This window comes from Pseudaestuariivita rosea, from assembly GCF_017592335.1.
Taxonomy (GTDB): Bacteria; Pseudomonadota; Alphaproteobacteria; order Rhodobacterales; family Rhodobacteraceae; genus Parasulfitobacter; species Parasulfitobacter rosea.
Map to the genome: position 1 here is coordinate 1 of NZ_JACNMP010000070.1, position 4,112 is coordinate 4,112.

Sequence of the window (4,112 nt, forward strand, 5' to 3'; positions counted from 1 at the left end):
TGGGGTCCATTGCGGGAGAGTGTGGAATCCTACGCTAAGCAGTGATCGGTTGACCTTGAGCCGCCTTTCAGGGCTGATCGGACTTTTTCCCGAACAACTGATGCAGAAGCTGTTCGGATTTTTCCAAGCCCTCTTCGGTTAACCAGACAGACTTCGCTTTGCCTACCGGGTCAGAAATGAAGCCCTTTTCGTGCAGTCTTTCCATGCTGCCCCAGTCAAAACTTTTCCACGCGCGATGTTCGGCATGTAGACCCAGACGCAAGAGCGCGAGAATAGCGTCGTCGATTTTGTCTTCGTCGAGAGAAAACTCACCGGATTTTTCTGAGATATGCCGTTCGTTCGTCATGCCGCCAGGACTCGTTTGCCGTAGTCACGCAGGTTTCCATTCGGATCAACATAGCGGTAGAGTGTGACGGGTTTTACCCCGAGTTCCTTGCAAAGCTCCGAGACGGACGTGTCACGGTTTGCCATCGCGGCTTGAGCCATTCGGACCTGGGCTTTGCTCAGCGCGAATTTTCGCCCGCCCTTTCGGCCTCTAGCCCGCGCAGCGGCAAGGCCAGCCATTGTGCGCTCTCGGATCAGCTCACTTTCGAATTCAGCCAGGGCTGCGAATATGCCGAATGACAAGCGGCCAGCTGCGGTGGTCGTGTCGATCTGAGCACCTTGGCCAGTGAGGACTTTCAGGCCGACCCCACGTTCTGACAGCAGGGTCGTGGTTTTCACCAGATGATTGAGGCTGCGACCCATCCGATCAAGTTTCCAGATTACCAGAACATCGCCGTTGCGCAGGGCCTTCAGACAAGCATCCAACCCAGGCCGCTCGTCCTTCTTGCCTGACGCGCGATCAGAATAGATTTGATCCTCCTCGACCCCGGCGGCGATCAGTGCATCCTTCTGAAGATCAAGCGACTGGCTCCCGTCTGCCTTCGAGACGCGGGCGTAGCCGATCAGCATGTTTCCCAAACGATCGTTTGAGGCAGGTTGAGGAAATCGCTGTTTTCAGCCATCAAACTTGTTCCTTATTCCATTTCACAAACAAAAATACGCAATGGATACTGAGAAAGCAAAAGAAACATGGCACATCGAACGATCCTGACACCAAAGCAACGAAGCACCCTATTTGACCTTCCTGTTGATGAATCAGACTTGCTGAAGCACTACACGCTCGCCGATGAAGACCTGGAACACATCCGGCAGAGGCGACGTGCACGCAATCAGTTTGGTTTTGCCCTCCAGCTTTGCGTGTTGCGGTTTCCCGGTCGATCGCTGTCGCCCGGAGAAGTCGTACCGGAGGAGATCACCAGTTTTCTGGCTGCTCAGCTTGGGTTGCGCGACGAATATCTGGGCAACTATGCCATCCGCGAAGAGACGCGGCACGAGCATATGGCCATCTTGCGCGATACTTTCGGTTATAGAGCATTCTCTGGCCGAGGTGCACGGGATCTGAAAACCTGGTTGGATCGGCAGGCTGAACTTGCGACCTCGAACGAAGATATTGCCCGCCGGTTTGTCGAGGAATGCCGAAGGACGCAGACGATCCTGCCAGCTGTCACGACAGTCGAACGGTTATGCGCAGATGCGTTAGTGGCCGCTGAACGGCGGATCGAGACTCGGATTGCACAGCGATTGGCTGATGATCTATGTGGCCATCTTGACGCTTTGTTGTCCGAACACATTGATGATCGGCTAACGCGGTTCGTGTGGCTACGACAATTCGAGGTAGGAAACAATTCCGCGGGTGCGAACCGGCTGCTGGATCGTTTGGAATTTCTGATCAGCATAAATCTGCCGTCAGATCTGGTTGATGGCGTGCCAGAACACCGTGTGACTCGCCTCCGTCGTCAGGGGGAAAGGTATTTCGCCGACGGCCTCCGAGATTTGCCCGATGATCGTCGTCTTGCCATCCTGGCTGTCTGTGCTTTGGAATGGCGAGCTGCAGTTTCAGACGCGATTGTTGAGACCCATGATAGGATCGTCGGGAAGACATGGCGCGAGGGGCAGCGGCTTTGCGCGGCGCGGGTTGAGAATGCCAAATCGGCAGTTCAACAGACCGTTCGATCTTTCCGGGATTTGGGTGCCGCCTTGCTGGAAGCCAAAGAGGATGGCGTTTCGTCGGAGAAAGCGGTCGAAAGCAGTCTGGGTTGGGACCGGCTGCCCGAACTGGTCGCCGTCGCCGCGCGATTGTCCGACACTTTGTCGTCGGATCCGATTGCTCATGTTGTTCAGGGTCACAACAGGTTCCGGCGCTACGTTCCGAGAATGCTGCGCCTTTTGAATGTGGAAGGTGCCAAGGTTGCCGCGCCTCTCATAGAAGCGACGGCGTTGATCGAGAGCGGCGCGAAGCATGATCAGCCCAGGAGTTTTCTGCGTCGGACATCCAAGTGGCATCGGCATTTGGACTGTCAGGAGCCAGGAGACAAGCGTTTGTGGGAAGTTGCCGCCTGCTTTCATCTGCGAGACACATTCCGATCCGGTGACATTTGGTTGAAACAATCCAGGCGCTATGGGGATCTGAAACAGGTCCTGGTTCCGGCGACGGCGGCGGCAGAGAATGCCCGGTTGGCGGTGCCGCTTGATCCCGAAACATGGTTGGCAGATCGGCATGTTCAAATGGAGATCGGGCTACAGCAGTTGTCGAAAGCCGCAAAAAACGGCGCAATCCCGGGTGGTGCCATCAAAGATGGCGTTCTGAGCCTAAGCCGTTTGCCGACGAAAACTCCTTCTGACGCAACTGATCTCTTGTTCGATCTTTACAAGCGTGTTCCCGACACGCGGATCACCGACATCATGTTGGAGGTGGATGAGGCGACCGGGTTCACCGATGCTTTCACCCATTTGCGCACCGGCGCACCGCCGAAAGACAAGATCGGCCTCATGAATGTGCTCTTGGCCGAGGGTCTAAATCTCGGGCTGAGCAAGATGGCAGAGGCTAGTAACTCCCACGGATTCTGGGAATTGATGCGTCTATCCCGTTGGCACATTGAAAGCGAGGCATATGGCCGGGCGCTAGCCAGCGTAGTTGACGCCCAAGGCAATCTTCCTATGGCCCGTTTCTGGGGCATGGGCCTGACGGCTTCGAGTGATGGGCAGTTTTTCCCAACCACACGCCAGGGCGAAGCTATGAATCTGATCAATGCAAAATATGGAAACGAGCCGGGCTTGAAAGCCTACATCCATGTCTCCGATCAGTTTGCCCCGTTTGCATCCCAGACCATCCCCGCCACCGTCAGTGAAGCACCTTATATATTGGATGGACTGCTGAACAACGATGTGGGTAAACGGATCAAGGAGCAATATGCCGACACGGGAGGATTCACTGATCACGTCTTTGCTGTCACCTCGATCCTCGGGCATCGGTTCATCCCACGCATTCGAGATCTGCCGTCCAAACGGTTCTACATCTTTGATCCCGGCGGCACTCCGTCCAACCTGAAGGGCATGGTCGGTGGCAAAATCCGGGAGGGGCTGATCGCCTCGAATTGGCCGGATATACTGCGGATTGCCGCGACCATGACTGCCGGAACCATCGCGCCAAGCCAGATTCTACGAAAGCTTGCTTCCTATCCGCGCCAGAATGATCTCGCAGTTGCATTGCGTGAGGTCGGCCGGGTCGAACGCACGCTGTTCATGATGGACTGGGTTCTGAACGCCGACATGCAGCGTCGGGCGCAAATCGGACTGAACAAGGGCGAGGCACACCATGCGCTGAAGAACGCACTCAGGATCGGGCGACAGGGTGAAATCAGAGATCGAACCGCAGTAGGGCAGCACTACCGCATGGCCGCGCTCAACTTGTTGGCCACTATTGTGATTTACTGGAACACGGCCCGCTTGGGAGAAGCGGTTGCAGAGCGTCAGAACGATGGGTTGCCGGTTCCTCCAGAACTTCTTGCCCACACCTCCCCGCTTGGCTGGGCCCACATACTGCTAACCGGGGAATACAAATGGCCGAAGAAACGGTAATGGTCCCGCAGACCCGCGCAGGCGCGGCATGGTTCTCGCTATGATGCAGCAAATGTCGTAAGAGCGGTCATTGACATCCAATCTGTGAGGTGAAAATCAAACCGCCCTTTCGCCGCAACCCGGATTAACTATCGAGGAGCGGACAAAGC

At 55.9% G+C, this 4,112-nt stretch carries 3 protein-coding genes; 1 reads left to right on the forward strand and 2 read right to left on the reverse strand.

Annotated features, from left to right (window positions below):
• Nucleotides 1–67: 67 nt before the first annotated feature.
• Complete coding sequence (locus H7848_RS19525) at nt 68–346, reverse strand: DUF6429 family protein (protein WP_208354630.1); 279 nt, start codon at nt 344–346, stop codon at nt 68–70.
• Nucleotides 343–954, reverse strand: coding sequence for a recombinase family protein (locus H7848_RS19530; protein ID WP_208354632.1), 612 nt, complete (start codon nt 952–954; stop codon nt 343–345). The genes H7848_RS19525 and H7848_RS19530 overlap by 4 nt, the downstream gene beginning before the upstream one ends.
• A 120-nt stretch (nt 955–1,074) precedes the next feature.
• On the opposite strand from H7848_RS19530, the gene H7848_RS19535 reads away from it, so the two are divergent.
• The gene (locus H7848_RS19535) at nt 1,075–3,963 is read left to right on the forward strand and encodes a Tn3 family transposase (RefSeq protein ID WP_208354634.1); all 2,889 of its coding nucleotides are present in this window, start codon (nt 1,075–1,077) and stop codon (nt 3,961–3,963) included.
• The last annotated feature ends 149 nt before the right edge of the window (nt 3,964–4,112 follow it).

What these genes read in the sequence shown, in the direction of transcription:
- H7848_RS19525 (WP_208354630.1), bottom strand. Translation starts at nt 346, where the DNA reads ATGACGAACGAACGGCATATCTCAGAAAAATCCGGTGAGTTTTCTCTC.
- H7848_RS19530 (WP_208354632.1), bottom strand. Translation starts at nt 954, where the DNA reads ATGCTGATCGGCTACGCCCGCGTCTCGAAGGCAGACGGGAGCCAGTCG.
- H7848_RS19535 (WP_208354634.1), top strand. Translation starts at nt 1,075, where the DNA reads ATGGCACATCGAACGATCCTGACACCAAAGCAACGAAGCACCCTATTT.